General features: G+C 47.2%; 30 protein-coding genes. 15 read left to right on the forward strand and 15 right to left on the reverse strand.

All coding sequences use genetic code 11. From position 1 onward, the window contains the following. Positions 1 to 100: 100 nt before the first annotated feature. Entirely contained in the window at positions 101 to 379 is a 279-nt protein-coding gene (locus ACO6UX_RS23095; RefSeq protein ID WP_422450655.1) for a DUF5397 family protein, read from the reverse strand. On the opposite strand from ACO6UX_RS23095, the gene ACO6UX_RS23100 reads away from it, so the two are divergent. The 3 genes from ACO6UX_RS23100 (at position 260) to ACO6UX_RS23110 (ending at position 3,860) form a co-directional block, all read left to right on the forward strand. Continuing rightward, a complete protein-coding gene (locus ACO6UX_RS23100; RefSeq protein WP_422450656.1) occupies positions 260 to 2,599 on the forward strand; it encodes a Tn3 family transposase in 2,340 nt (779 codons plus the stop codon). The two genes, ACO6UX_RS23095 and ACO6UX_RS23100, sit on opposite strands and share 120 nt — an antisense overlap. Then, positions 2,583 to 2,774, forward strand: coding sequence for a Tn3 family transposase (locus tag ACO6UX_RS23105; protein WP_422450657.1), 192 nt, complete (start codon positions 2,583 to 2,585; stop codon positions 2,772 to 2,774). The genes ACO6UX_RS23100 and ACO6UX_RS23105 overlap by 17 nt, the downstream gene beginning before the upstream one ends. A gap of 72 nt (positions 2,775 to 2,846) precedes the next feature. After that, entirely contained in the window at positions 2,847 to 3,860 is a 1,014-nt protein-coding gene (locus ACO6UX_RS23110) for a hypothetical protein (protein WP_422450658.1), read from the forward strand. Between the two features lie 59 nt (positions 3,861 to 3,919). On the opposite strand, the gene ACO6UX_RS23115 is transcribed toward ACO6UX_RS23110, so the two are convergent. From ACO6UX_RS23115 to ACO6UX_RS23125, 3 genes are all read right to left on the reverse strand, one after another. After that, positions 3,920 to 4,336, reverse strand: coding sequence for a hypothetical protein (locus ACO6UX_RS23115; protein WP_422450659.1), 417 nt, complete (start codon positions 4,334 to 4,336; stop codon positions 3,920 to 3,922). Between the two features lies 1 nt (position 4,337). Continuing rightward, entirely contained in the window at positions 4,338 to 5,378 is a 1,041-nt protein-coding gene (locus ACO6UX_RS23120) for a hypothetical protein (RefSeq protein WP_422450660.1), read from the reverse strand. Between the two features lie 191 nt (positions 5,379 to 5,569). Beyond that, positions 5,570 to 6,082: a hypothetical protein gene (locus ACO6UX_RS23125; protein WP_422450661.1), complete on the reverse strand. Its 513-nt coding sequence runs from the start codon at positions 6,080 to 6,082 to the stop codon at positions 5,570 to 5,572. Positions 6,083 to 6,692: 610 nt separating this feature from the next. Between ACO6UX_RS23125 and ACO6UX_RS23130 the strand changes: the two genes are divergently transcribed. Both ACO6UX_RS23130 and ACO6UX_RS23135 read left to right on the forward strand, forming a co-directional pair. Further along, the gene (locus ACO6UX_RS23130) at positions 6,693 to 7,040 is read left to right on the forward strand and encodes a group II intron maturase-specific domain-containing protein (protein ID WP_422450662.1); all 348 of its coding nucleotides are present in this window, start codon (positions 6,693 to 6,695) and stop codon (positions 7,038 to 7,040) included. 465 nt (positions 7,041 to 7,505) lie between these two features. Beyond that, entirely contained in the window at positions 7,506 to 8,630 is a 1,125-nt protein-coding gene (locus tag ACO6UX_RS23135; RefSeq protein ID WP_422450663.1) for a Fic family protein, read from the forward strand. Positions 8,631 to 9,139: 509 nt separating this feature from the next. Here ACO6UX_RS23135 and ACO6UX_RS23140 read toward each other — a convergent pair. The 6 genes from ACO6UX_RS23140 to ACO6UX_RS23165 form a co-directional block, all read right to left on the reverse strand. Then, complete coding sequence (locus tag ACO6UX_RS23140) at positions 9,140 to 9,475, reverse strand: hypothetical protein (protein WP_422450664.1); 336 nt, start codon at positions 9,473 to 9,475, stop codon at positions 9,140 to 9,142. A gap of 533 nt (positions 9,476 to 10,008) precedes the next feature. Next, on the reverse strand, positions 10,009 to 10,560 hold the full coding sequence (locus tag ACO6UX_RS23145; RefSeq protein WP_422450665.1) for a hypothetical protein: 552 nt from the start codon (positions 10,558 to 10,560) through the stop codon (positions 10,009 to 10,011). 89 nt (positions 10,561 to 10,649) lie between these two features. Then, positions 10,650 to 10,865 carry a hypothetical protein gene (locus ACO6UX_RS23150; protein WP_163370559.1) on the reverse strand — a complete coding sequence of 72 codons (216 nt, stop codon included), beginning with the start codon at positions 10,863 to 10,865 and terminating at the stop codon, positions 10,650 to 10,652. A gap of 159 nt (positions 10,866 to 11,024) precedes the next feature. Then, positions 11,025 to 11,252, reverse strand: a complete 228-nt coding sequence (locus ACO6UX_RS23155) for a hypothetical protein (protein WP_422450666.1) — start codon at positions 11,250 to 11,252, stop codon at positions 11,025 to 11,027. A 57-nt stretch (positions 11,253 to 11,309) separates the two neighbouring features. After that, positions 11,310 to 11,906 carry a hypothetical protein gene (locus ACO6UX_RS23160; RefSeq protein WP_422450667.1) on the reverse strand — a complete coding sequence of 199 codons (597 nt, stop codon included), beginning with the start codon at positions 11,904 to 11,906 and terminating at the stop codon, positions 11,310 to 11,312. Positions 11,907 to 11,997: 91 nt separating this feature from the next. Continuing rightward, a complete protein-coding gene (locus tag ACO6UX_RS23165) occupies positions 11,998 to 12,159 on the reverse strand; it encodes a hypothetical protein (RefSeq protein WP_422450668.1) in 162 nt (53 codons plus the stop codon). Positions 12,160 to 12,194: 35 nt separating this feature from the next. Here ACO6UX_RS23165 and ACO6UX_RS23170 point away from each other — a divergent pair, with 35 nt between their 5' ends. The 5 genes from ACO6UX_RS23170 to ACO6UX_RS23190 all read left to right on the forward strand — a co-directional run bounded on the left by ACO6UX_RS23170 (position 12,195) and on the right by ACO6UX_RS23190 (position 17,413). After that, positions 12,195 to 12,782, forward strand: a complete 588-nt coding sequence (locus ACO6UX_RS23170; RefSeq protein ID WP_422450669.1) for a class I SAM-dependent methyltransferase — start codon at positions 12,195 to 12,197, stop codon at positions 12,780 to 12,782. A gap of 6 nt (positions 12,783 to 12,788) precedes the next feature. Then, positions 12,789 to 15,227 (forward strand): DEAD/DEAH box helicase family protein, encoded by a 2,439-nt coding sequence (locus ACO6UX_RS23175; RefSeq protein WP_422450670.1) that lies wholly within the window; start codon positions 12,789 to 12,791, stop codon positions 15,225 to 15,227. Between the two features lie 99 nt (positions 15,228 to 15,326). Continuing rightward, complete coding sequence (locus ACO6UX_RS23180; protein WP_422450671.1) at positions 15,327 to 15,857, forward strand: hypothetical protein; 531 nt, start codon at positions 15,327 to 15,329, stop codon at positions 15,855 to 15,857. A gap of 40 nt (positions 15,858 to 15,897) precedes the next feature. After that, positions 15,898 to 16,812: a metallophosphoesterase gene (locus tag ACO6UX_RS23185; RefSeq protein WP_422450672.1), complete on the forward strand. Its 915-nt coding sequence runs from the start codon at positions 15,898 to 15,900 to the stop codon at positions 16,810 to 16,812. Between the two features lie 451 nt (positions 16,813 to 17,263). Continuing rightward, positions 17,264 to 17,413, forward strand: a complete 150-nt coding sequence (locus tag ACO6UX_RS23190; protein WP_422450673.1) for a hypothetical protein — start codon at positions 17,264 to 17,266, stop codon at positions 17,411 to 17,413. A gap of 69 nt (positions 17,414 to 17,482) precedes the next feature. Here ACO6UX_RS23190 and ACO6UX_RS23195 read toward each other — a convergent pair whose 3' ends face one another. From ACO6UX_RS23195 to ACO6UX_RS23205, 3 genes are all read right to left on the reverse strand, one after another. Beyond that, entirely contained in the window at positions 17,483 to 17,878 is a 396-nt protein-coding gene (locus ACO6UX_RS23195) for a hypothetical protein (protein ID WP_422450674.1), read from the reverse strand. A gap of 68 nt (positions 17,879 to 17,946) precedes the next feature. Continuing rightward, positions 17,947 to 18,567, reverse strand: coding sequence for a helix-turn-helix domain-containing protein (locus ACO6UX_RS23200; protein WP_422450675.1), 621 nt, complete (start codon positions 18,565 to 18,567; stop codon positions 17,947 to 17,949). Positions 18,568 to 18,739: 172 nt separating this feature from the next. Next, positions 18,740 to 18,922 carry an excalibur calcium-binding domain-containing protein gene (locus tag ACO6UX_RS23205; RefSeq protein WP_422450676.1) on the reverse strand — a complete coding sequence of 61 codons (183 nt, stop codon included), beginning with the start codon at positions 18,920 to 18,922 and terminating at the stop codon, positions 18,740 to 18,742. Positions 18,923 to 19,165: 243 nt separating this feature from the next. Between ACO6UX_RS23205 and ACO6UX_RS23210 the strand changes: the two genes are divergently transcribed. Beyond that, positions 19,166 to 19,768, forward strand: a complete 603-nt coding sequence (locus ACO6UX_RS23210) for a hypothetical protein (RefSeq protein WP_422443857.1) — start codon at positions 19,166 to 19,168, stop codon at positions 19,766 to 19,768. A gap of 16 nt (positions 19,769 to 19,784) precedes the next feature. After that, positions 19,785 to 20,591 carry a hypothetical protein gene (locus tag ACO6UX_RS23215; protein WP_422450677.1) on the forward strand — a complete coding sequence of 269 codons (807 nt, stop codon included), beginning with the start codon at positions 19,785 to 19,787 and terminating at the stop codon, positions 20,589 to 20,591. Between the two features lie 240 nt (positions 20,592 to 20,831). On the opposite strand, the gene ACO6UX_RS23220 is transcribed toward ACO6UX_RS23215, so the two are convergent. After that, a complete protein-coding gene (locus tag ACO6UX_RS23220; protein WP_422450678.1) occupies positions 20,832 to 21,041 on the reverse strand; it encodes a hypothetical protein in 210 nt (69 codons plus the stop codon). A 134-nt stretch (positions 21,042 to 21,175) separates the two neighbouring features. On the opposite strand from ACO6UX_RS23220, the gene tnpA reads away from it, so the two are divergent. The 3 genes from tnpA to tnpC are packed head-to-tail and all read left to right on the forward strand — an operon-like array spanning position 21,176 to position 23,439. After that, positions 21,176 to 21,475: an IS66 family insertion sequence element accessory protein TnpA gene (gene tnpA, locus ACO6UX_RS23225; RefSeq protein ID WP_422444696.1), complete on the forward strand. Its 300-nt coding sequence runs from the start codon at positions 21,176 to 21,178 to the stop codon at positions 21,473 to 21,475. 2 nt (positions 21,476 to 21,477) lie between these two features. After that, complete coding sequence (gene tnpB / locus ACO6UX_RS23230) at positions 21,478 to 21,849, forward strand: IS66 family insertion sequence element accessory protein TnpB (protein WP_101745387.1); 372 nt, start codon at positions 21,478 to 21,480, stop codon at positions 21,847 to 21,849. Positions 21,850 to 21,867: 18 nt separating this feature from the next. Then, the gene (tnpC, locus tag ACO6UX_RS23235; protein WP_422444698.1) at positions 21,868 to 23,439 is read left to right on the forward strand and encodes an IS66 family transposase; all 1,572 of its coding nucleotides are present in this window, start codon (positions 21,868 to 21,870) and stop codon (positions 23,437 to 23,439) included. A gap of 290 nt (positions 23,440 to 23,729) precedes the next feature. On the opposite strand, the gene ACO6UX_RS23240 is transcribed toward tnpC, so the two are convergent. Then, positions 23,730 to 23,972, reverse strand: a complete 243-nt coding sequence (locus tag ACO6UX_RS23240; RefSeq protein WP_422450679.1) for a hypothetical protein — start codon at positions 23,970 to 23,972, stop codon at positions 23,730 to 23,732. Positions 23,973 to 24,034: the final 62 nt, after the last annotated feature.

Consider the following 24,034-nt stretch of genomic DNA (forward strand, 5'->3'; position numbering starts at 1 on the left):
ACTGGAAAGGGTAGAACCAATCTCAATATAAGCCTGTGGCACAACCTTTCGGTTGATTCTTTTCTGTCTGCAACAATTAAGTCAAAAGCAATAGCGAGCATCAGTGAGCAACCGGATCGTTTTTGATATTTGAGTATCTGTATTCAGTTTCTTCTCCCGACTCAGGGATCTGAATCAGGACAATCCAGTCATCCTGGTCAACCGGCCTGATAGGTTCAAGAATTTTATACGTAGGTCCCAGTTTGCCAAACTGCCGATATTGACCGATGAGTTTAGGTTCAGGGAATCGATCCCCGATGAAATAGACTGGATCAATGGTCAGGTAATAAAGCCTCTGCATCGCCAAGTACTTTTGACCATGCTGAAGATGTTTCAGCATTTGGGCTATCACACAGGTTTTGATGACCTACCTGATGGATACATTCAATATTACGGCAAGATAACAAAGAGTCGGAGTTCTGGTGAAGAAGTCAGAAAACACAGGGACTCTTCCGTAAGAAGTATTTATCTGAGCCTGCTGAGAGATCGCTTCAAAGTAAAACCCGCTGGCAGGAATATCATCATACAGCGGGCCTATGAGTCAGCAAAAAGCAAACACCACCTGGCGGATATCATCAATGAAGTTCTCGAAAATCTGATTAAGGACTCTTATGAGCTTCCTACCTTTGATGCACTTGCTCGGGTCGCAAGTGACCAGCGCCGAAGGGTCAATAAAGAACTCTACAGCAATTACCTCGATTCTCTTGATGAAAAGTCCAAACTGGTTCTCTCATCATTACTGGATGAAGAATCATGGGAAAAGCTTAAAAAAGAACCTGGAAAGCTGACGACAAAAAACACAACCAATACGCTGGGTGTGTTGAGCTGGCTTCGCAAGCAGCAGGCAGGTCTACCCAACTTGCCGGATATCACACCTGACAAATACCGGGACTTGCAGTTGGAAGCCCGCGCTCTGGATCGTTCGGAAATGGCACGATTGAGAAAGGGTAAGCAAGAGCTGCTGTTGACGATCCTACTCCGTTACCGACTTTCCCGCACCCTTGATGATGCGGCTGATTTACTGATCAAACTGATGCGGCGTATGCACACTCGGGCAGACAAGAAGCTGAAGGAATGGCTGAAAAATAAAACGAAACAGCAGGAGCAGCTTATCGGGCAGCTGAAGGATGTTACCGTTGCTTACCAGGGGAGTAGCAGAGACGATCAGCATAAACTTCGGAATATAGGCACAGCCCTGAAACACAATCCGCAGGAAGTGATCGACTCCTGCGATCAGCTACTGACTTACTCAAGCAACAACTACCTCCCGTTTTTACTCCCTATGTTTAAAAATCACAGGGCAAATCTGTTTGATGCCCTGAACTTGCTGAAGGTGAGAACGCCTCTTAGTGACTATGCGCTGATCAAAGTCATACTGTTTATCAAAAAACACCAAACATCACGTAAAAGCCATATTGATGTATCCAACAGCTCTGTATCTCTAAAATGGGTACCGGCAAGAAAATGGTGGACTTCAGTCACTGAAACCCAAAAGAAAGGTGTACCCGTTACCAAGGTGCATCGTCTTTACCTTGAGCTATGCCTCTTTACGCTGGTTGCGGAAGCACTCAGATCCGGCGATTTATTTGTTGAAGACAGTGAGAATTTCAGTGATTTCAGAACGCAGTTTATCTCAGAAGAAGAGTATCAAGAGCAGTTCGAAGATTTCTGCCAAATGATGGGCTATCCCTCCGATGGTGGTGACTTTTGCAGTCAGCTCAAAGCCAGACTTCACGCTGTTTGCAAAAAGGCTGATGAGCAGTTTCCAGAAAACACTGAAGTGCAGATTATCAATAAAAAGCTATGCATTACTCCGATCAAGGCAGAGAAACCAACACCTGAGCAAGAGGCTCTCGCATCCCTGATCAAAGAGCGTATGCCGCCTAAAAATATTCTGGATGTGCTGTCTGAAACTGAAAAGTGGTTGAATCTCAGCAAGCATATACGGCCTCTGTCGGGCAATAAATCCAGAATTGACAATATAGAAGAACGCTTCGTCCTCAACCTGCTTTGTTACGGCTGTAACCTTGGGCCAGTCCAGCTGTCCCGCTCAGTTCAGAATATCAGCCGCAAACAAATTGCACGACTGAATCTCAAGCACTGCTCCGAAGACACTCTCATCAAATGTATCAGGGATGTCATCAATGGCTATAACCAGTTTTCGCTACCTGCCTACTGGGGAACCGGCAAAAGAGCGTCTGCCGATGGTACAAAATGGGATGTGTATGAAAACAACCTTCTGTCCGAGTATCACATTCGGTATGGTGGCTATGGCGGCATTGCCTACTACCACCTCAGCGACAAATACATTTGCCTCTTTTCCCGCTTTATACCCTGTGGTGTTTATGAGGCAATTTATATTCTGGACGGCCTTCTGCAGAATGATTCCGACATTCAGCCCGATACGGTCCACTCTGATACACATGGGCAAAGCCTTGCTGTTTTCGGACTGGCTTATTTACTGGGAATAAAGCTGATGCCCAGGATCAAGAACATCAAGCGGTTAAATTTACACCGGCCAGAGGCTGGAGCCAGATTCAAACATGCTCATTTTTTATAACGTCGAAGTGATGATGAGAGTATTGAAGGAGCTGAAAGAAGAAGGGCACAAAATTACCGAAGATGATTTGAAGCACCTGTCCCCTTATATAGAGAGTGCCAACAGGCTGGGAGATTATCGTCTTGAGCTAACCAAGCAGGTGCGGCCTCTGGATTTTTCAATTTCGGTACTGTGAGCATCCCTTTCAGAATGTCACTGAAATCACTTATCATTCGGTACAATAGTTCTGAACATTATAGGCGGCGAAATGCCTGGATATTATCAATACCGTTTTAACCTTGATCTCCGTGCCAGCGACAAAATCATCAAGAAGACAGCCAAGCTTAACCGCCTGAAATCGTGGTCTTTCGAGGATCATATCCATCACTATACAAACTACATCGAACCAGATTTCATTAACACATTAGATTTCGGAATTTGTTGCGAAGAGTATTACTGGCGTATTGGTCAGCGTCGTATGATATTTCCCAAGGATGCTGACGTTCTGAACATGCTGTTACAGGCAAAGTTTTCCTTATCAGCGGTTGAAGGTTTCCGGTTGCCCTATGATCAGTTTATTTTGGCGATCCCGAAGGAATATAAGTTTGCCGGACTATCTATAACTGGAGTTCTGGTGACGATGTGCCGGAATACTGATGAGATGAATGAGAAAATTGATCCATTCATCAAGGTATGCAGCAAAGGCACCAAGTCAGCACAAACGCCTCCTGGCCGCAAGGGAATGCTGACGTTTAATTTTCAGTTTGCTCATGATCCGGCAACAACATATTCTCGCATATCCGTGAAATTAGAAGATTTGCCACGTATTCTGTCTGCAAACCGATATCAGGATCTTGCCGACATTCTCCCTGGGTTTGCTTCAAGAGGATATCTTCACACAGAGCGTTGTGATAATGCGGAATTGCAGTCTCATTATGAGTTGCTGAAACTGATGGTGTCCATGTCAGTGTATGTTATGTATGCACGCAGTAATGATCGCCAAGATATTTTACAGGATGGACTGCCAGGACAGTTCAGTAATCACCAATTTGCATCTCTGGGTCATCGTTGTAGCAAGCATATGACTTTAGGCAGTATGGCTGGTGTTAGGGAAAATAGAGCATCCCCGAACAGTCACTACAGGTCATGGCATTTTCGTCAGCTGGTACATGACAAGTATTATCAGAATGAATATCAGGGCATGGAGAAGGGGAGTCGGATCGTTTTTGTTTCTGATACTTTGGTTTCCAACAAGGCCAATCCAGCAACACTGATAGAATAATTTGGCGGTTCATGTACCCGAACAAGAGGGGCGACATTTTCTTTATACAGTTCAACAGGTTAACAGCTTTTTATGACGTAAAAGCAATTTTGCAGGCCGGGGCCCATATCCATCTCGGAGCCCCAAGAGTACAGGGTAAATTCCATCCTGGAGCCAATGATGTCCAGAGATGTCTTGTCCTGATAGAGTTCTTTGATTATTTCCCAGGCATCCAGCCAGATTTCGCAGGCATCAGCTTCAGGCTTATCAAAGCCGGTTGTTGTTTTATTGTCACGCAGTACTGCAAAACCCTGGTCGATCAGCTGCTTCAGTTTGGCTTCTTCTTCTGTCAAGGTTGGGACCCGGAACTCTGTCGTCTTGTCTCGCCATTCTGCGGATACGCCTGTCCCTGGCAGACTGCCTGAATAGCGTTCATCTTTGGGCAGGTTTATGCTGGCGATTTGTAAGTAATAATCATTGGGTCCCGCCCAAGTCACATCATGACTGACAATTAGAACTCAGTGGTAAATAACCTGAGTTTTTAGCTGAATTGACTGACTGAAGATACCGCTCTCTTGCGATCACAGCTTGCTCTTTAGCTTCTTCCTTGTTGGAGGTTTGTATTTTGATTCTTTTGTAGGTCTTTGTATAGATCTTTTGTCCCTCGGCGTAAGTGGGATCTTTGCGAAGCTCCCTTTGACGCTCGGCGTAAGCGGGATCTGTCTGGTAGCGCTGCCTTTTGCGCTCCCTTTGACGCTCGGCGTAAGCGGGATCTGTCTGGTAGCGCTCCCTTTGGCGCTCCCTTTGGCGCTTGGCGTAAGCGGGATCTGTCTGGTAGCGCTCCCTTTGGCGCTCCCTTTTGCGCCCCCTTTCTCGCTCGGCGTAAGCGGGATCTGTCTGGTAGCGCTCCCTTCGGAGCTCCCTATTGCGCTCCCTTTGTCGCTCGGCAAGTGAAGAACTGCTATCAACATTAACTCCTGCCTGGGTTGTTTGGTTATCACTTGTAGCTTGGTACATGCATGACGGATTAACGACAGCAACTGGCCGTAAATCTTGTGAACTATGAATTCCGGCAGGAAGATTAGTTAACTGTAAACCTGAGCTTGTATGATTCGCTGCTGTTTGCTTTCTGATTTCAAGCTCGTCCCACGATATTAGCTGCTGAAAGGGAGTACTTGGTGTTAGTAATAATGGATTATTAACGGGCTCATAATCAGGCTGGTAAGGAACATATTCATCAAGAATGGATTGTGGTATTTCTTGAATACCTGTTCCAGAAGCGTTTTCTGAATCGAGGTTTGTTAGGGATGTAATACTATATTTATTCAATGAATAAGAATGATCAGCTTCATTTTGATATGTATCTGGTCCGCTATTGTAAATAGGAATAGGGTTCAGCACTTGAACTGGTATGCCTTGATAAACAGGCTGCTGTTCGGTAGCCCCAAATTGCTGTTCTTGATCTACTAAACCTAATGCGCTGGAACAAAGATAATAAAAATAAGCATCAAATGAAGAAAATTGATTGGTTTGATCCATTGAATTATTGAACTGTTGAATTACAGCTTAAGACCACGCCTTCTTATAAAAGTTCCTCTCTTTCACAACTCGACTTTAGACTTTGCATGACACGAAAGACTGGCCAGGTTTCGATAAAATAACAAGCCGACATCAACAAACAATTTTTTCAGGTTCGCTTTTATTGCCGGTTTTTCTCTAAATGGCTGTATTTATGCAGCCTCTGCTTTATCTGTCTTCAACTGGCCGGACAGTTCATTGAAATTGAACTCATATTTTTGCTCATATCTGTTCCAGCCCTTGCGAATAGAGAACCTCGGAATAATTCCTGAAAGAGCAATTCTCATCATGCCCGCAGTGGTTGTATCCGGGCTTCTCCAGGGTATCCGGGAAATATTCAGACATGCCTGATTTTTACAAACGGTTAACAACTGCAATAATGCATAGCCTGCCATTTTCAAATGCATCCACCGAAGCAGTGTTCGTAATTTCTGCTGCCATAAATGGCAACAACCAAAAGTATGTTTGAGTTGGTGAAACATTGGCTCTACTGGCCACCGCTTTGCATAACCCCGAAGTACATCAAGCCCTTCGTGTTCTGTATTGGTTGAGATGAAAATTCTTTTTTCAGTCAGCCCCTTATCATTCTCAAAACAGCTCCAGACAACCCGAATTTCTTGCCCTTTGAGGAATTTTGCCCGACAAATCAGAGTACGATATCGCACGGTGCGAAACCCCGCCAGTAGCAGAAACTGATTAACTGCACAGTAGATGAAGGACTGATTAACGAGAAGTGGCACTTCCACGACCTGAAAGCAAAAAGCGTGTCTCACCACGAAGGATTAGTATCTGGCCACAAAACACTGGAAGCGAAGAAAATCTATATTCGGAAAACCCAGAAAGTACAGGGTACAAGATAACAAAAAGGAAGAGATATGAGAGAAGGTATCACCGGGCAATTGTCCGGTTTTTTGTTTGCCCAGCGAAGCGGGCAAACCCGTCAGGCTGAAAGAAGCCTGAACCACCCCGACTGAGGGGAAGGTAATCCGAATGGCAAGGGCGTTGCTGGCCAACGGCTGGGTCCGAAGGAAGCATAGGAAGTCAGAGGTACACAGCGTAAGCGAACCTGATTCGGCAGGTCGGGAGCGGCAAGCGTGCGAAATAGCGCGACGCCCAATACTCAGTCAGTCCCGACAAGTGATTGAGGGTGGAATTTCTGGCAGGGATCCGTTTAGTAACTGGGGAAGCCTGGCATCAATCCCTGAGTCATCGGGGGCTGTTATCGCAAGAGGAAACTCAAGGATAGCAGTGGTGTGAGGTGGCAGATGAGCCCGTGTGACGATCATCAAAGAACTGAACCCGGTGCTGAGAGGGTTTGCCAACTACTTCAAGATAGCCAATTGTCGCAGTGCACTGAAGGGAGTCATGAGTTGGGTCAGGCGCAGACTGCGATGTATACAGCTGAAACAGTGGAAGAAACCGGCCAAGCTGCATGGGCGGCTAAAACAGCTGGGATATAAGCCGCCGTCCAAATACATCAAGATGCGTTCATGGAGAAATGCGGCGAGTCCGTTGGCGCACCCCGCCTTACCTGATTTGCCGATAATTACACGACATATCTTTGAGAATTGGTGCCCAGGAGAAGACTCGAACTTCCACGACCATACAGTCACTAGCACCTGAAGCTAGTGTGTCATCCTTATATTTCAATGAATTAGCTCAAATCGTTTTAGGAAAAAGTGCGCAAGTGTGTATTATTTTTCGATATTTTGGCCATTTTTTTTAGGACAATTTTTAATGAAAAATACCTTCTGGTTACCCAGCGAAAGTGGTCATCTAAACGACAGTTTTCAACACTGAAAGATATTTTCTCTGATCATCGCCCATACCTGCGAAGCGTTTGCTTCATGTTTCTTGCATTACAAATCGCATTTTAAAATCCATCCAGTGCACAGCTCGTAACCAACAAGAAGGGGCAGGCAAATTTTTGCCTGCGGGCAATCCTGTAATCGTTCTGAAATTTATAGAACGCTTAATCCATCAATATGGCCAGATATGCTATCCGGGTATCCGTACGTCACCCCGTATCATACACACCCATGCCGCGCTACAATCAAACCCATAATATTGGCTCAGGATACCAACAGGATGCCCCCTGATCAGCCAGATACGCTGCCCCTGGAGAATATTGACTTTCGCGCCTTGTTTAGCCTGGTCGGCGAGGCAAACGCTGAGCTTGCCCGGTACGATGGTTTGCTACAAGGGATACCAAACCCTGCGGTGATGCTCTCGCCACTGACCACTCAAGAGGCGGTACTCTCTTCCAAGATTGAGGGTACTCAGGCCACCGTTGATGAGGTACTGGAGCAGGAGGCAGGACTGGAGAAAGAGGGCGAGAAATTCAAGGATATCCAGGAAATTTCAAACTACCGCTCTGCCCTGTTTCAGGCCAGTGAACACCTGAAAGCTTATCCCATCCGTTTAAGCCTGATCCGTGAGTTGCACAGCATACTGCTCAACAGCGTTCGGGGACAGAATAAATCTCCCGGTGAATTTCGCAACGATCAGAACTGGATTGGCCGGGCGGGTTGCTCCATGGAACAGGCGACATTTGTGCCCCCCTCACCACTGCAATTAATGGAGCACCTTGAGTCCTGGGAACGTTATATTGATTATGATGACTGCGACTTTCTGCTTCAGGTCGCCGTGGTACACGGGCAATTCGAACTGTTACATCCATTCAAGGATGGTAATGGCCGGATTGGACGCATCCTGATCCCGCTATTTCTGTACCAGAAAAAAATTCTCTCCGAGCCTATGTTCTACCTGAGCGAATACCTGGAAGCCCACCGTGACGAATATTACCAGCGTCTCCAGGCGATCTCTTCAGAAGGCGACTGGAATGGGTGGATTGCTTTCTTTTTGCGAGCAATCACCCTTCAGGCCAGGGAAAACAGTGCGCGGGTGAGAAACATCATGGGGCTGTATGAGCATATGAAGCATCAAATTCAACACATTACCCGCTCCCAGTATTCGGTTCATTTACTGGATGCGCTGTTTAGTCGCCCCATCTTTCGCACCACGGATATTATTCAACAGTTTGAAGAAAAGTACGGCATTCATCCCAAAACCACACCGGCTTTACTCCGTCAACTGCGCGATGCCGGGATTTTATTGGAGATCAAACCGGCTTCGGGGAGGCGTCCTGCGGTACTTTGTTTTGCAGAGCTGTTAGAAATTACTGAAGGTCAGGGTGTATTCCAACGCACATAGCGGATAGCTCTGAATTCGCACGCCTTTTGAGGAGTGGAACCTCTGATTCAGGCTCCACAAAACTCGTTGAGGAGTTTGGAGACTCCTCAAAACCACTTGAGGAGCGTGATAGCACATTCAGGCTCCACAAGCTTCGTTGAGGAGTTTGGAGACTCCTCAAAACCACTTGAGGAGCTTGATAGCACATTCAGGCTCCACAAGCCTCATTGAGGAGTTTGGAGACTCCTCAAAACCATTTGAGGAGCATGATACCAGATTCAGGCTCCATAAGCCTCGTTGGGAAAGTAAGGATTCCACGGCATAAGTTAATGAGCGGAAAATTTAATTCAAAGTAACCGGATATCCTTGATAAATGAAAACTTCAAACTTTAAAAAAGCTCATACCAATCAACATATTACTTCCGGTAAGAGGCATTACCGGCAGTAAGGTTTTTGCGGTGCTTCCGTTTCAGGAAAGGCCGCCAGCCCACGGGTAGCAAGCCATCCCCCTGCAGGGTACAACCGGCGGATCAGTTACGGTTCAGTAAGCCCTGCAACCGCCCCCGGTCAAAAATCACCTGCTCAAACGCCACCGGCGAGTCCGTTTCAAAATGGATCGCCACAAACGCCGGGCAGTCGTCATCCTCGCCGTTCGCTTTCATTTCCATCAGGGTGTAACGGTAGGTGCCGGTGATCTCCCGGTCCTGGAGACTTTCCGGCAACACACAGATTTTCAGAATCCGGCTGCCCCGGGTCCAGGTAAAGGCAGGGCCGGTATCATGGCGATAAGAGATATCCTGAAAGTACCCGGGTATACGGATACTCAGCGCATAGTCACCACCAAACTGCTGCTGATAACACTCCATATTATCCCCAGATAGTTATTGTGTTTCGGGATCACTTTTTTGCAGGTAATGGCCTCTTACGGAGGCCAGTCGGCCAGATCACCGGGGCCTTTTTTTATTTTTGATATATCCGACCATCCAACGTCGACCTGTCCCACTATCAGGCTCATGAATCATCAGAGATATCATAGGAATCGCTCCCGGCTCTGACCGCGGTTGTTATTAGCCCCGCTTTGCCGCTTGGGTAATAGAACTGACTTTCACCTTATCACGGTGAGCTGCCGTCGTTATCTTCCCCAATTTATCCTGGCCTGCTTAACTGATCACGAAGGCTACGGATTCCAGGGTCAATCATTGCATCGCTGGGCATATGAACTGAGATCCCGGGATGGTGGATCATATTCATAACCTGTAAAAGCACGACGATACAGAGACCATGACCAGTGGGATTCGAGAAAAAGGGGTGCCTATCAGAAGTCGCTCAGCCAGGGCTACACGACAAGCCGGGCGAAAATCGTCACGGTTAAAGCTTGAAGTCCGAAACCCCGGGAATTTTATGCGCCCAAAGTTTCATCTTCCATAGCCATCACCCTGGCTGCCTGCATTGCCAGAAATTCGTTTTGAGCTATCGGCATGCTGACTATTTGCAGATTCATGCAATTGTCTTCAGTAAACTCCAGGCGAAAATCCATGATAAAACGACGATCTTCAGCAAACCTCAAGCGCCTTTGGTCAATAATGCCAGAGAGCTTGCTGGCGAGTATGCCATCGGGGTCATTAACGCACTCGTCCAGTTTCCTCTCAATCAAAATACCCCATAAAAAATCCTCGAACTCTTTCGAACATGTGCCTATATTCCAGCAACAACAGACCAGCTCATAAATATCCTCAATGCCGTCCTGATCCCAGCTGGAATCATAAAGGGGCTCGGAAAAGTCTGAAATATGATCGGACATACGGGAAAGCCCCAGGTTTTCCGAGGTATCGGCAACGCAATTATTCCTTATCTTATCGATAGCGTTGCTGGATATCCTGTTAAGCTTTTTAAACAACTTTTTCCGCTCCCGCTCCTGTTGGCGGCGCTGCTTGCGAGTCACTGATGTCAATTTATATTTCCTCTGCGATATCCCGGCTGAACCAGCATCAGGGAAGCAAAATAAATTGGTGTTTCCAAACCCGGTAGCTTGCTGGATGATCAGTAATGGTGGGCATAAATAAGACCAGACTCACTGACTTTAATAAACAGCTCTCTATGCTCTTTGGCCAACACCTTCAGCCTGCGCTTTTTGTGTGGTTTAACCAGTGCAACCGCTAAAGTAATGGCAGCCAGCTCGGCAACACGCTGGTTAGCCGACAGTTTCAGTTTATGCAAACGCGCTATATTCTTCCTGGAAATAGTTGACTGACGCATAAAACCAGATATTTCATTTTCCTGATCAATTGCACATCTTTCCTCTTTGGGTTTCTTAGAGCACTCTTTGCAGATATGATTCTTATGCCCTTTGCCAGAAAACTGTTCATTTGGCTTGCTACAGGCACAAATCCTACAGTAATGCCCCATTTGTACCTCTCAGTTTATTTCATCGATAAATTCATCTTCCTCAATAGCTTTTTGGATAGCGTCATCAAGCCTGATCAATAACTCTGACAGGGTTTCTCCGGATTTCCGGGCAAGCATAGCCAGGCAACTGCTTTCATCCACTGCCGTCGCTCCCTCAACAGGACCGATTGAGCCTATGGTTATTTCGCCACCGCTCTCAATCAAATCATTCAAGTATGCCAACTGATCAATACTCATTTCATAGCCTATTTTGCTGCTTTTACTAACCCAGACAGGAATATAGAATGTAAGATATCAAACAGATTGTAATAAACCACGAGACTCGTTGAGTAATATTGTTCGCTCAGCAAGCTCTTTAGTAGTTAACAACTCATGGTAAATTTCGATGTATCGTTTTCTGATACGGCGAAACTCAAGTGAGCCATACGCCTCACCCATCCACTCCCGCTCGTTATCCGTAATCGCGTTATTGACCTCTTCTGGCAAGGCATAAATATAATCCAGATTGTGGAAGTTGGATGCATGCCAGATATCATATTCCTGCTCGAGGGGCTGGCCCAGCACGTAAGGGATCAGATAAAGATTTGCCAGCATCAGATCCGCCAGCCTGTAGCGTGCTTCCACCGGTTTGTTCATTCTCAGCAGGCCCAGAGACCAGCACAATTTCTGGATCGGTTCACCCGCATCATCAGGAAATTCTTCCTGGTACCAGTTAAAGTAACTCTCTGACTTTTGCAAATCGTTCAGGACCAGGTACAGACTGAACAGAACATATCGTTTACCACTGCCATCACTGATGAAGTGATATTCTTTTTTCTCTTTGTTGAGCGCCGATCGATAGCTGGAAATTCTGGCTTTCAGCTTTTTTTCAGTTTCAGGGAAGATATACATCGAATCTCTCAGAGTTTATTAACAAGGATGATTCCATGCGCAGCTTATTTCATTCGGGATTGAATTTCACCAGACCAATTCCTTATTCTGATCAAAACAAACAACGGGTTTCACCATGCCCCAGCTGAACCAACCTTGCAGCAAACACTTCACCTACCGGCAGCTGATCGAGTGCGGTGAAACCAGGTGTTGAACAATCTCCGGGCAAAGTATCTGGATAATAAATGACGCGGGTCAGAACCCATGGCATCATACAGCCATCTCAAGTATTACCAGTAACCCTCACTAATGTCAGACAGCATCCCCTTCTATGACCTGAATGCCGAGTCTTTTTTTAACACAACGGTTGATGTCGATACCCAGTCCCTGTACCAGCACTTTCTGCCACATATACAAGAACATGGTCATATACTGGATGCTGGCTGCGGTTCAGGCAGAGATGCCAAAGCCTTTCTGGATCTGGGCTACCAGGTAACAGCATTCGACGGCAGTGAAGCCATGGCCAATATGGCCAGGAGTCTCACTGGCTTGGCTGTTGAGCATTCATTATTTAAAGACTTCCAGTCAAAGCAGCAATTTGATGGTATCTGGGCCTGCGCCTCGCTCCTGCATGTTCCTTATACAGAACTCTCCGATACCTTCACCCATCTGGCCTCGTTCCTGAAAATGGGTGGCATCTTCTATTGTTCGTTTAAGCTGGGCGAAAATCACCAGCTAACCCGTAATGGCCGGAGTTTCACTGATTTAAACTACGATGGCCTTATAGATATTCTCAGCAATACGCCACTGAAGATCAGCCATCACTGGCAAACATCCGACCTTCGCCCAGGCAGAGCCAATGAACAATGGCTTAATGCCCTGCTAACCAGGATTTAGGTAAACATGGAAGCAACGCCGCTATATCCCCATACACCCCCTCATGCAAAAACGCCTGACGATAACGGCTCAGTCTTTCTAACCACAGGTGGCATTAATGATCCTCTGCTCCCCAAGCTGATTGACGCCATAAACCGCGCCAGGGAAATAGCCATCACAGTTGCGTTTATCCGGGTGAGTGGTTTGCAGCTGCTTTTCGGTGCACTGTCTGATGCCGTTGAACGGGGAGCAACCCTGAAAGTGCTTACCTCAGACTATCTGGATGAAACTGATCCTCAAGCCCTGCGGGAACTGATGTTACTCCGGGAGCGCAACGCCGATATACGAATCTACCAGTGCGAAGGTCAGCAAAGCTTCCATATGAAGTCCTATATCTTCGTTCATATGGATAACGGGCAATGGCTTGAGGGATCCGCTTTTGTCGGCTCCAGCAATATCAGCAAAGCCGCCTTGGTAACCGGCCATGAGTGGAACCTGAAGCTTAGCTGCCGTGGAACAAACGACGATATTTATGTACAACAGTTTTCCAATATCTGCCAGCAATTCCACGATATTTTCCACCACCCGCAGGTTAGTCCGCTTAGCCATCCATGGATTGACAGTTACATTAGCAGACGCAAGAAACAGCAGCTGATAGCCGTTGATCCTGAGGCGTTCACCGAAGCCCCAACACCCAGCAATATTCAGATCGAAGCCCTGCAAGCCCTTCATAACAGTCGACTGGCCGGCTATCAGCGTGGCCTGGTGGTTCTGGCCACAGGTCTGGGCAAGACCTGGCTGGCCGCCTTTGATACCCGTCAGTTCAAGGCCAAAAGGATTCTGTTTGTGGCACATCGGGAAGAGATACTGCTGCAGGCACAAAAAGCCTTCACCCGTATCCTGCCCAAAGCCCATGTTGGCTTTTATAATGGCAAGGAACGGACGGCGAATGCCGACCTGCTCTTTGCTTCCGTCCAGACCCTTGGCCGGCATAGCCATCTTAAGCAATTTGCCAGCGACCACTTTGACTACATTGTGGTGGATGAGTTTCACCATGCGCACGCTGCCACCTACAGAAATATCCTCAGTCACTTTTCCCCGGGCTTTCTGTTAGGACTGACTGCAACACCAGAACGAACCGACCAGGCGGATATACTCAACCTTTGCGACAACAACCTGGTATTTGAACGCAACCTTATTATCGGCATCAATAGCGGCCTGCTCGCACCATTTCACTATTATGGCATCGAAGACAAGCATGTTGATTACGACGAGATCCCTTGGCGCAGCGGCAAATTTTCCATAGACCAGCTCACCCATGCCTTTGCCTCGAAAAAAAGGGCAAGGCATATCCTTAACCACTGGCAGGAAAAGCGACAGCAACGGACACTGGCCTTCTGTATTTCCCAAAGACATGCCGAGTTTATGGCATCAGAATTTAAAACCGCAGGATATCGGGCAGAAGCCGTTTATAATGGCTCAGAGCTTCGAAGGCATGAAGCGCTCTCGCAACTGGAACATGGTGAACTGGATGTACTGTTTTCCGTAGACCTGTTTAATGAAGGCACAGACCTCCCAGCGATTGACACCGTACTTATGCTGCGTCCAACGGAGTCAAAGATACTGTTTTTACAGCAGTTGGGCCGGGGGCTGAGGCTTCACCACCAGAAAACCCATCTGGTGGTCATTGACTTCATCGGTAACCACAAGTCCTTTTTGATCAAGCCTGTAGCTTTGCACAACGGCCACTCATTTAAACAACTGGCAAAGCAGATTACCACTGGGAGTGCAGAGCTGCCGGATGGTTGTTTTGTTAATTATGAGCCCACCGTCATCGATTTATTAAACCGGCTTGCCCGGCAGCAGAAAGACAGCATTGAAGACGAATACCAGACATTAAAGACCCTGCTTGACTATCGCCCAACCGCTACTGAGTTCTACCATTACCTGAATGAAATTCAGATGCCCTTCAGCCGGGTTGGCCAGCAGCACAATAGCTGGTTTCAGCTGGTTGCTAACCAGCAAGACCTGACGAAGCAGGAAGCCGAGGTGTTGCAACGCCACGGCGATTATCTTCGAAGCGCCATTGAGAAAACCGCCATGGCCAAGTCCTTTAAAATGATCCTGCTCAGTGCATTCCTTGACCTTGATGGTTTTGACAACCCGCCAACCACTGAGCAGCTGGCCGAAAAAAGCTGGCACCACCTGAAACGACGGCCAGACCTGTTTACCAAAGACCTGCCTGAAAATAAGCAAACCCTCACTGCTGACAGCAAAGCCTGGCATAAATACTGGTTGGGCAATCCCATTAAATTCTACTCAAATAAAGACAACGACCCCTTTGTGATAGACAGTGGTCGTTTTGTCTGCAAGGAAAAGGTTCTTCCCCAGCATAAAGCGACCTTGCATCAGATGATGCAGGAGTTAGTGGAACTGAGAATAGCCATGTATATCAATCGGGGCTGATCTTTGACCGATTAACCAGACTGTATTAGCCTGAAAATAACAGCGCCAATTTACTCCCACTTGCAGGCGCTTAATAAATCTCGCTAAAGAGGAATACACATGGAAAAACTTATCTCTATGACCATCAATGGTCAGTCAGTCTCCGGAACCATCACCGACCTCTCCCGCGCAGGCTTATCTGTTGAAATCACTGCTCCGTTCTCCGGATACAGTGCTCACCGGTATGTGCCGACCTTTGCCAGGGCCAGTCGTAACTTTCTGGAAATTGGAGATCAGGTAGCTTCAGAACTGCTGTCGGAACTCTATAATGATCTTTTGCTTTTGGATGGTAAGCGTCAGTCACTGCAAGCTGTGTTACATGGCTGCGAGGGGATTTTCTCAAAGCTTGCGGAGCACAAGGCTGTTCAGGCTGAGTTGTCCACAAAAAAACCAGAGCTAAAACAGCAATTCAGAGCAGGCCTGTTGGATCAGAAGCAGTATCAACAATCACTGAAGCGTATTCGTGATCAGGATTTTCAGCAAAGCATGCTGGCCAGGGAGCTTGTGGATCAGTTTATTGAACAACATCTACCAGGCTGGCAGCACAGCCTGGATCATGATCAGTTGATCGGTTTTCTATCGTCAGACTGATGCGATCCGCCATCTTTATTAACCAACGAGAAGAATAAAAATGTACGACATTATTGGAGATATCCACGGCCGGGCTGATGAACTTGAAGCTCTACTGCTGAAGCTTGGCTATCAACGACAGGGAACGGTTTATAAACACCCTGAACGCAAAGCCATATTTGTCGGGGATTTTATCGATGGCAAGGGTCAGCATCGGAAAACAGTCGATATTTGTCGTTCGATGGTAGAACAGGAAAGCGCGCTTGCCGTGATGGGCAATCATGAGTTCAATGCTATCTGCTACTCAATACCCGATAACACCGGAGATTACCTGCGCCCCCATAATGAAAAAAATGTCCGGGATCATGCTGAGTTTATTGCCGAGCTTCCCTTTGGTTCTCATAAACACCGGGAGACCATTGACTGGTTCAAAAGCCTGCCACTGTTTCTGGATCTTGGGGAGCTGAGAATTATCCATGCGGTATGGCATTACCCCAGTTTTCCGATAGTGGCTCCCTGGCTGGACGACAATAACTGCCTACTACCCGATGCCTTTGCTCCTGCTTCTGATAAAAACCATCCGCTCTACCATGCAATTGAGCACTTATTGAAAGGTATTGAGCTGGAATTGCCAGAAGGTTTCAGTTTCAACGATAAAAGGGGGAACCTGCGTACTGCTGCCCGCATACGTTGGTGGGATGAGCAGGCGACGCACTGGTCAAACGCCACCATTGGCACGTGTGATGCTGCCCTACCGCATTTACCACTTCCTGAACAACGTTATCGCTACACAGATACTGTGCCGCTGTTTGTTGGGCATTACTGGATGGACGGTAATCCCGGGGCTTTGAGCGAGAACGTGGCCTGCATTGATTACAGTGTCGCAAGGCCTGGCGGCAAACTGGTGGCTTACCGTTGGGGTGGTGAGCAGAAGCTGGATCAGAATAATTTTATCTGGGTAGACAGAACTCTGTAGGAATGGACTGAATGCAAAAAGAGAGTACGACTGATATCCAGGTGATCGAACGTAAAGGTGAAGCGCCGGAGCAGTATCCGGAATATGAGGATTTTTATTGATCAATATTTAACCAATTATTCTTACCCCGCCTGTCTGAAAGGCTGCCTTTATCCCCTAACGGTTTATCCACAATCTTTTCCACATAAATTCCGGATAACTTAAACAGGGGATAATAATTCTACAGGCAGCTACTGCAAAGGGTTATAACGAACTACTGACAATATAAACACAACCTGCCAACAACTTATCCACAGACTTATTCTGGAAAAAGCTGACTGCTGAACAGAAAAGAATCCGTAAAGCCGCCAGGGCGGAACGCCGGAAAAAATACCAGTGGATTTTTATCAACGGCAAGCAGGTGCGGATTAAAAGAGAGGATACCCTTGAAGCATTTGCGGAACGAGAAGCCATGCTTCTCAGCGCTGACCCCATCTGGCTGCATCATAATGAACTGTGGGAGTATATACAGACGGATGATGATGGCCTGGATATTGAGCCATCAGAGAGTGATCTGGCAATCTGGGAGTGGGATGGTGATGATGAGAAGGTGCCTTTTTGAAGGGGCGGCACTTGTCACTGTTGCCCTGTCAGTCATGTGCAGCATGAGAGGCCCAGTTAAACTTATAGTTCAGCGGAGGGAGTTCATAATGCTTCGAAAAATAGGCCTGTAAAAGTTCACCCTCAAGGGCATAAGCTTCCTTTTTTCGCCGACATGTTTTCCAGCATATCCATAATTTTTCATAGGGGAATATGCTGTCAAAGTTGAAATTGTAGCATCTCCAGCCTGCTGCGTATGGCCACGGTTCCGATGCCCCAGGGAGCAAGCTCTGAACGCTGCAAGCCTCTTTTTCAAGTTATCCGATTCACCGATATCAAGAATACCCTGTTTGTCAGTACCATGGGCTCGGTGAATTCTTCGATGGGCTGCAATCATACACACACCCGGCTGATCCGGAATAGAGGCTCTGTCTAATTCTTTGAGCAGCATCCAGTCAGTCCAGCCGGCCCCGTCATAGTTGTCCATATTATGATAAATTCCGATTTGGACGTTGCTTCCCCAGGCTCCCTCGCTCGGTGAGGAAACCCATCCCCCTATCTTTTCGTATCCAACTCCCAGTAATCCATAATCCGCACCCGGCCAATGGTTTGCATATCCGGCTGCCGGGTGCTGGTCTGATCCAGTCCTTTATAACTGATCAGAAAACTGCACAACTGCTGTTTACCATTCACTTCACGCTGGGCCAGAAACATACCCGGCCCTGGTCGTAATTCTCGTTCTACCACCAACAGGGTGAAGCCGGTAAAGCACTCGATGGTTTCCGGCACATAGTAATACTCGTAGAGTTTCTTATCCCGGGGTTTGTGTTGCTGGCTGACAAATACATCCGGCACCCTGGCAGTCACTTCATACCAATCCCCTTCCGGCGGTACAACGGTTACATGGGTGAGCATGGTCGCATTTGCTGACGGCTCTTTGGGTTTCTCCGGTTCCGGGTCGTAAGGATCACCCAGCCCCGTGCTCAGCCAATGGCTGGAGACACCAGTGGCCACCGCCAGCCGTTCCACATATTTGTGCGGATTATCAATTTTGCCACTGGCCAGGCGGTACATGTAGCTGCGCTCGATGCCCGTGTCACGGGACAGGGCGCTGGCGGTTTTTATTCCCTTCAGTTTCATGGCAGTGGCCAGACGGTCTGCAAAAGTTTTATTCATGATTCATTGCCTCTGGCTATAACAGGTTTTCGCCAGACAGGTTGGATTGAGTTTCGATTCTGACTTGCTGAAGTATGTTTTATTGGCTGATGGTCTCAAGGGGGATTGCTTTTACTCTTGAAACAGGGAAGGTTCACAGGTGGTGCTACGGTCTATTTATTAGCATTGTGATTTATTGATTGCACAGCTGCCTTTCACAAGGTATACCATCACGGTCACCGTCCATATTGGTGCCAGGGCAATTATCCTGGTAAAAGGTGGCTTCTTCACAGGAAGTCATTTGGGAGCAATGGGTTTTGCCACTGCAACTAAACCTGGCAGTATCACTGGACGATGAGGACTCAAACAGTGACATAACTGCTTGAGGTTCTGGAACAGAGCCGCTACTGGTCGCCAGCTTCTGATAAACGAATACTTCCTGGAGTTGATGGTGTGGTTATGACTAAAGAAATGGGTGAAAGTCTCATACTGAGCACAACTACAGACCCTGGAGCATAGAATTTACGTCCCAGAGCCAAAATACCCGAACAAGAAAGGCGACCAAACGCAGCTATGATTTTCATGTGACAAAAGAATCATCTGCGAGAGGCCGCCCTCCATGGAAGTATGTCACCCACTGACCATTCCCGCTAGTAATCACTGCCCTGCAATCGAGATGCTGCAACATCGGTTATCTCTTCTTCGCCAGTCATGCCATGAGCTCCACTGGGAGGATTACGAAAATGAACTGCATAACCTCATGGCTCTTGCAGAGCAGGAGATTCTCTCTGAAGACCTCCAAAAACTGGACGTCAATGAACCTTCTATTGAGGTCAAGGGCACCGTTTATCGCAGGGTGGCTCAAAATCATCAAACATACCAATCTGCTGCTGGCTCTGTCCGGGTAAAGCGAACCCTGTATCGATCCGGCTCAGGAAGCAAATGTATAGTCCCCCTGGAACTCCAGGCAGGGATTGTTGAAGGGTTCTGGTTACCCAGGGCGGCAAAGCAAGCGGCATGGATGGTGGCTCAGTTGCCACCAACCGAAGTGGCAAGCCTTCTTGAGTTGCTGGGAAATATGAAACCGTCGGCCAGTACTTTGGCTCGTCTTCCTGCAAAACTCAGTGAACGGTGGGAACAGTATCTTGAACCTTTTGAGTATATGTCTGGCAGACAACTTTCAGGTTCCAGCCAATGCTGCGACGGTAGCGGCCTCTCTTGATGGTGTAATGCTGCCTATGAAGGGCGGAAAGCGTCAGGAAAAACGGGACAAGGGAGCAGCTGAAGGCAAGCTTACCAGAGGCCCTGCGGGTTGTCAGGAAGCCAGTTGTGGGACGCTGTCGTTTTATGATGATCTGGGTAATCGTCTATCCACCATAAGGATGGGGCGAATGCCCGAGAGCAAGAAGGAGACATTGAAACAGTCCATCAAAAATCACCTGAATAAGGTCCTTGAACAAAAGCCGGGTCTGACATTGGTGAAAGTCGCAGATGGAGCCAAAGACAACTGGACATATCTCTCCAGCGATTTACCTGAAGGTCATGAAATTATCGACTTTTACCATGCGGCAGAGCACCTGAAGAAAGCCTTTGATCTGTCGTACGGTGAAAATAGTCCAAAGGCTAAAGAGAAGTTCAAAACGTACCGGCATATTCTGAAAGAAGAAACTGGCGGAATTGATAAAGTCATCAAGGCCCTGGCTTACCAACACAAAAAACACCCGCGCCGATCCAAGCTTAAGACCGAACTGGAATACTTCAGAAAAAATAGCCTACGGATGAAGTACGTAGAGCATTTGTCAAAAAGTCTTCCCATCGGCTCCGGAGTGATTGAAGCAGCATGCAAAACACTGGTTACTCAGCGCATGAAATGTTCGGGAATGCGGTGGAGAAATCCGGGAGGCCAAGGGATTCTAACGCTCAGGTCTTTAATCCAGAGCGACTGGTTTGATAAGGGCTGGCGGCTTCTGTCGGTCACCTATCGAGCCAAGATCAGCGGTCATAACGGCAATGTCATCCCATTTCCTAATAAAGTAGATCCATAGTACTTGTCAGTATGAGACTTTCACCCAAAGAAATAGAGAAGTCATTAAATGACTGCCAAGTCGTAACCAAAATAACTTGCTATGACTTTCACAAAAACAACCACCCATGTTGCAATAAACAAAACCATGATGATTGAGTACATCATAAAAACGGGGTCAGGTCTTGAACCTTGATCGGGCCATCGAAACTAACGTCAATAATCAAGACCTGACCCCAGTTTTTTTATGACCCCAGTTTTTTTACCAAGAATCACCAATGGGTTGCCTCTTATTAGACTCAACATTTCCTTTTCTAAAGATAAATCCTTGCCATTTTCCCTGAGTATAAATTGAAACATAAGCTAGTTCTTTTTCATCACCTCTTGACGAAGTATAAGTAAATAGATTAATAGCTTCTTTTGAACCACACTTTATGTCTATCGCAGTTGTATAGCCTGTATCACCGAACATTCTAATATACTGATCGCTAATACTTACTGAGACCCATTGGCATTTGATCTTGCGTAAGCGCTTATTTAAGGACGTCTTCAAAACCCATCATCTGTCTGCCACGCTAACCCCTGTTTTAAAAACAGGAGCGAGCCGTGAATCAAAAACAACCAAACCGCCGCACTTCTGAACAGTGGCAAGGCCTCATCGATCAACAGCGGGAAAGCGGCATCAGCCAGAAAGCCTTTTGCCTTTCGCGCAATATCTGCCTGTCAACCTTCACATTGTGGAAGCGCAAACTAAGGCAGGCAACCGAAAGGCCTGATCAACCAGCACAACCAGACCCTGACTGGTTCGAATTTAAAACTGATTTTCACAACACACCATCAGACCTGCCTCCATGGGAAATTGAACTCGAATTACCCGGTGGTGTAACCCTGCGTATGCGGCGTTGATCATGTTTTTTCCTGAATCACAGGTGCGGGTCTGGCTTTATAACCGCCCCACCGATATGAGGAAGTCATACAACGGCCTGGTTGCTCTGGTGAAAAATACCCTTGAGGAAGACCCGTTGAGTGGGCAGTTGTTCGTCTTTATCAATCGTCGCCGAAACCAGTGCAAGGTGCTGTACTTTGAACGTAGCGGTTACTGCATCTGGAGTAAACGACTGGAGCAGGGTCAGTTTCACTCCCACGCCGGTCAGGCGGTTAAACAACTGCTGGCATTGACCGACCTGAAGCTGATCATTGACGGTATTGATACCCGTTCTATCCGCTATCACAAACGTTATGTAAAACCTGATACATCGAACAGCACAACCTCTGAATAGCAGCTACATTCAAGGGCTATGAATCTTCCTGTTCCTGCCAATCAACCCTCTCACCTGCAGCTGCTCAAGCAGTTGCAGGTGCTGTTGCAGGAACACAAATCTGCGAACGAACACCTGAAGCAGGAAAACGAGTCCCTCAAACATCAGCTGGCCTGGTTTAAACAACAGCTGTTTGGTGAAAAATCGGAAAAGAGACTGATAGAAAACCCGGACCAGCTGGCTCTCGGGGAGATCCTCAAGAACATTGAGTCTCCAGAAGTTCCGGAAACAGAAACCATCACCTATGAGCGCAGAAAGAAGCACAGGCCGGATGACTGTGTTACCGATCAGGGATTGCGCTTCACGGAAGGTGTACCTGTTGAGCTGATTCATATTCCGGCTCCTGAAATGCAGGGTGAAGACGCCGACCAGTATGAAATCATTGATCATAAATATACCCATCGTCTGGCGCAGCGACCGGGCAGTTACGTTATTCTGAAATACCAGAGGGACGTCGTTCGCCATAAGGCAGACCAAACCCTGAGCACGGCGGCAGCCCCCTCCGGCCTGTTTGACCGCAGCTTTGCCGATGTGAGCTTTATAGCTGGCCTGCTGGTTGAGAAATACCGCTACCACCTGCCGCTTTACCGTCAACATCAGAGACTGGAAGCCAGCGGTATCACCGTCAGTCGTGGCACGCTGACCAATCTGGAGCAGCGTGCTGGCCAGTTGTTACAACCTGTCGCCCATGAAGTACTGAACAGCTGCCTTGAAAGTCACACCCTGGCACTGGATGAAACACCCTCAAAAGCTGGGCTGAAATGTAAGGGTAAAATGAAAAAAGGCTACTTCTGGTGCTTTTATGGCGACCACGAAGAAATAGCCTTTATCTACTCCGACAGCCGCTCCTGTGATGTGGTTGAGCCTTACCTGAAAGAATTTGAAGGGGTATTACTCACAGATGGCTACCCCGGCTACGCTAGCCTTTGCTCGAAATACCCAAAGATCACTCATGCCGAGTGCTGGACACACAGCCGACGTTATTTCGTCAAGTCAGAAAAAGCGGAACCCGAAGCGACCAAAGAAGCCCTGAAACAGATCGGCGCACTGTACAAGGTTGAAGATGACATCCGTCGTCAGGGGTTGGAAGGCGACGTACTGCGTGATTATCGCCAACAAAAAGCCAAACCCCTGGTTGACCAGTTCTTTGAATGGAACCGGGAGCAGCTGAGACGGCTTGACCTGGTTCCCAGCAACCCTCTGAGCAAGGCACTGGGCTATGTTCACAAGCGGGAAAAAGAGCTTCAGGTTTACCTGAACGATCCAACGGTAGCGATAGACACCAATCATCTTGAACGTGGCCTTCGTTGCATCCCGATGGGAAGAAAGAACTGGATGTTCTGCTGGACGGAAGAAGGCGCAGACAATGTTGCCGTGTTCCAGACGCTGATCACCAGCTGCCAGCTGGCGGGCATCGATCCCTACAAATACCTGGTTGATGTTCTCCAACGCATCAGCCTCCACCCGGCCCGTGATATCAGGGAACTGATACCGCGACTCTGGAAAGAGAAATTCGGGGCCAATCCATTAAAAGCCGATCTCGACAAGTAGGGGGAGTCTGCTCCCTGCTTGGACGCTTACGATCTTGCCAATATTTGCACTTCCTGATCGGTGGATTTCTATATCTCCTGGCAATGGAGACTTTAAATTTGACCATAATCCCACTGCATGAATTTGATTTCTAACAGAGTCTGAAAAGCTAGCAGTTTTTCGTGGAGTTTTATTTGTAATTGGATTTTGCTTATAGTTATATGCAAATGATATTTCAGTTACTCCAAAAAGTATGAGAAGTATTGTTATTATTTTAATCATCAAATCCCTACCTTCATAAATTAAATTAATTAAAAATCATACCCATTTTCCCAGCCTTCATGCTCTGATTCTGCGCTATCAAATTCGTCTACGACACCCGAATAGTTATGTAATGATCCATTGTCATCATGTTCATAATTTTCACTACCTTCGTAGCTATATCCTGAATGATTGCTTACAACCTTGTGTTCACTGGCAGGCTCAATTTTTTCAGAATCATCAATTTTATTATTTTCTTCCTTGAGAAAATCTTCAATTTCTTTTTTATTCATTATCAAACCTTCCTTATTTTGAGATTATCGAAAAGGGCACATAACCCCCGCTTGTGCGGCGC

It is taken from the genome of Endozoicomonas sp. ALB091 (genome assembly GCF_049310265.1).
GTDB lineage: Bacteria > Pseudomonadota > Gammaproteobacteria > Pseudomonadales > Endozoicomonadaceae > Endozoicomonas.

Excerpts from the sequence above, each read along its gene's own strand:
- ACO6UX_RS23160 (WP_422450667.1), bottom strand. The coding sequence starts at position 11,906 with ATGTATATCTTCCCTGAAACTGAAAAAAAGCTGAAAGCCAGAATTTCC.
- ACO6UX_RS23195 (WP_422450674.1), bottom strand. The coding sequence starts at position 17,878 with ATGGACAACTATGACGGGGCCGGCTGGACTGACTGGATGCTGCTCAAA.
- ACO6UX_RS23210 (WP_422443857.1), top strand. The coding sequence starts at position 19,166 with ATGGAAGTATGTCACCCACTGACCATTCCCGCTAGTAATCACTGCCCT.
- ACO6UX_RS23110 (WP_422450658.1), top strand. The coding sequence starts at position 2,847 with ATGCCTGGATATTATCAATACCGTTTTAACCTTGATCTCCGTGCCAGC.
- ACO6UX_RS23215 (WP_422450677.1), top strand. The coding sequence starts at position 19,785 with ATGAAGGGCGGAAAGCGTCAGGAAAAACGGGACAAGGGAGCAGCTGAA.
- ACO6UX_RS23175 (WP_422450670.1), top strand. The coding sequence starts at position 12,789 with ATGGAAGCAACGCCGCTATATCCCCATACACCCCCTCATGCAAAAACG.
- ACO6UX_RS23240 (WP_422450679.1), bottom strand. The coding sequence starts at position 23,972 with ATGAATAAAAAAGAAATTGAAGATTTTCTCAAGGAAGAAAATAATAAA.
- ACO6UX_RS23205 (WP_422450676.1), bottom strand. The coding sequence starts at position 18,922 with ATGTCACTGTTTGAGTCCTCATCGTCCAGTGATACTGCCAGGTTTAGT.
- ACO6UX_RS23200 (WP_422450675.1), bottom strand. The coding sequence starts at position 18,567 with ATGAATAAAACTTTTGCAGACCGTCTGGCCACTGCCATGAAACTGAAG.
- ACO6UX_RS23120 (WP_422450660.1), bottom strand. The coding sequence starts at position 5,378 with ATGGATCAAACCAATCAATTTTCTTCATTTGATGCTTATTTTTATTAT.
- ACO6UX_RS23220 (WP_422450678.1), bottom strand. The coding sequence starts at position 21,041 with ATGTTCGGTGATACAGGCTATACAACTGCGATAGACATAAAGTGTGGT.
- ACO6UX_RS23150 (WP_163370559.1), bottom strand. The coding sequence starts at position 10,865 with ATGCGTCAGTCAACTATTTCCAGGAAGAATATAGCGCGTTTGCATAAA.
- ACO6UX_RS23165 (WP_422450668.1), bottom strand. The coding sequence starts at position 12,159 with ATGATGCCATGGGTTCTGACCCGCGTCATTTATTATCCAGATACTTTG.
- ACO6UX_RS23185 (WP_422450672.1), top strand. The coding sequence starts at position 15,898 with ATGTACGACATTATTGGAGATATCCACGGCCGGGCTGATGAACTTGAA.
- ACO6UX_RS23095 (WP_422450655.1), bottom strand. The coding sequence starts at position 379 with ATGCTGAAACATCTTCAGCATGGTCAAAAGTACTTGGCGATGCAGAGG.
- tnpC (WP_422444698.1), top strand. The coding sequence starts at position 21,868 with ATGAATCTTCCTGTTCCTGCCAATCAACCCTCTCACCTGCAGCTGCTC.
- ACO6UX_RS23135 (WP_422450663.1), top strand. The coding sequence starts at position 7,506 with ATGCCCCCTGATCAGCCAGATACGCTGCCCCTGGAGAATATTGACTTT.
- ACO6UX_RS23140 (WP_422450664.1), bottom strand. The coding sequence starts at position 9,475 with ATGGAGTGTTATCAGCAGCAGTTTGGTGGTGACTATGCGCTGAGTATC.
- tnpB (WP_101745387.1), top strand. The coding sequence starts at position 21,478 with ATGTTTTTTCCTGAATCACAGGTGCGGGTCTGGCTTTATAACCGCCCC.
- ACO6UX_RS23170 (WP_422450669.1), top strand. The coding sequence starts at position 12,195 with ATGTCAGACAGCATCCCCTTCTATGACCTGAATGCCGAGTCTTTTTTT.
- ACO6UX_RS23190 (WP_422450673.1), top strand. The coding sequence starts at position 17,264 with ATGCTTCTCAGCGCTGACCCCATCTGGCTGCATCATAATGAACTGTGG.
- ACO6UX_RS23180 (WP_422450671.1), top strand. The coding sequence starts at position 15,327 with ATGGAAAAACTTATCTCTATGACCATCAATGGTCAGTCAGTCTCCGGA.
- ACO6UX_RS23155 (WP_422450666.1), bottom strand. The coding sequence starts at position 11,252 with ATGAGTATTGATCAGTTGGCATACTTGAATGATTTGATTGAGAGCGGT.
- ACO6UX_RS23105 (WP_422450657.1), top strand. The coding sequence starts at position 2,583 with ATGCTCATTTTTTATAACGTCGAAGTGATGATGAGAGTATTGAAGGAG.